1 protein-coding gene is annotated in these 1,559 nt (G+C 45.7%); it reads left to right on the forward strand.

The features are described 5' to 3' along the window. Nucleotides 1–501: 501 nt before the first annotated feature. Nucleotides 502–930: a lysozyme inhibitor LprI family protein gene (locus BMX80_RS17480; RefSeq protein WP_074870798.1), complete on the forward strand. Its 429-nt coding sequence runs from the start codon at nucleotides 502–504 to the stop codon at nucleotides 928–930. The last annotated feature ends 629 nt before the right edge of the window (nucleotides 931–1,559 follow it).

The following is a 1,559-nucleotide window of genomic DNA, read 5'->3' on the forward strand; positions in this document are numbered from 1 at the left end:
TTCACTCGCTGGACGTCAAAAAGCTCCGCTTTTTGCCGCCCGTTAGCTTAATCGTTATGAACCACCAAGGTTGAACTGTGTCGCCCACTGAAATAGAAGAAGAACTAACTAATTACATTCATGATCTATTTCTGAACTGTGAATATATAGATTGGAGAAAAGACATAAAGTCAGCTTCTGAAGGAAAGTGGCATTCCCTAGTCTCTAGCTTAGCCATGCATAGCGCACCCACTCACCAGGCACTGAGTTTCGGAGAGGAAATTTCCTCAAAATTAGTTTTTAATTACACAAAAGCGCCTGACTACAAAGCATCACAGATGCTCATGGTGCAGTTCACCGTATCCGGCAGCATGTGGCATAGCATTGTCTGGCACTGCCCCGAGCGCAATTGATGGCTCATAACAACTGGTTCAAGTCGTTCGCTTCGCTCACTGGGACGTCCAAAAGCTGCGCTTTTGTCCGCCCCTTAACCAAACGTTATGCGCTGGTAAGAAACGAACCATGAAGCTACTCGCAATTCTTGCAGTTCTTGCATTATCACCAAGTACCTACGCAAGCGACTATTTTGAAAACATCAGCGGCATTGAGTTCTCAGCCGACTCAACGGAAAAGTGCTTTAACTTTGACAGCCTTCGCACATATAACTGCATACAGCATTTCTACACTGAATCTCAAGAGGCACTAGAGAGAACATTTAAGCGCATATCATCTGAGGTCAAGCGGGATAATACCCTGCTAACAGACTCTCAAGAAAAATGGCTTGCCTTTAGAAAAAGCGAATGCAAGTTACGCGCTGCAAGTGCCAGTGCGTTTCAAAATCCCACTGCCCAAGGGCAACTTTTCTTTGAAGCCTGCGCAACAGAACTTAATAACGAGAGAGTTAATAAGCTCAACAGCATTCAACTTGGCTGCGATTCATGCCTGCAATAAACCTTGTGCAAAGGCATAACAATTGGTTCAAGTCGTTCGCTTCGCTCACTGGGACGTCTAAAAGCTGCGCTTTTAGCCGCCCCTTAACCAAACGTTAGGTGCCACATGGATCGTCGCCACATCCCACTCCTTCTTATATTCTTCGCATCCTGCGCCAACGCTGAGGTATCTGACAAAATCGCGTCCGTATCAAATATGTGGACTGTGGCACTACTTTCCGGGCTAGTGGCAAGTGCTCTAACACTCTGGAAAAAGTGGTTTCTACTCTTGGGTGTGGCATTTTCAGCACTTTATTTAAGCGCAACAATTGATTTAGCATCGGATCAAAGTCTTGCCAAAGCAATCATCGCAGAGCAAGGCAGCCTATATTTTCCACAAAGCTATATCACTTCACTAATTCCGTTGCTCATGGTTGTTGCGTCATACCTGTACGTTCGAAAGAAGAATCGTAGTGCAGCACCTAACTAGTGGTTCAAATCGCTCGCTTCGCTCACTGGGACGGGCTAAAGCCCGCCCCTTAACCAAACGTTAGGTTTCAGTCATGACGAAGCATGAGAAAAGAGTCCTTCATGGCCTGCTAAAAGCCTTGGATGATGAGAGTTACATTTCCAAGCTTGCTCGCTACAAAA

It is taken from the genome of Atopomonas hussainii (assembly GCF_900109735.1).
Classification (GTDB): Bacteria; Pseudomonadota; Gammaproteobacteria; order Pseudomonadales; family Pseudomonadaceae; genus Atopomonas; species Atopomonas hussainii.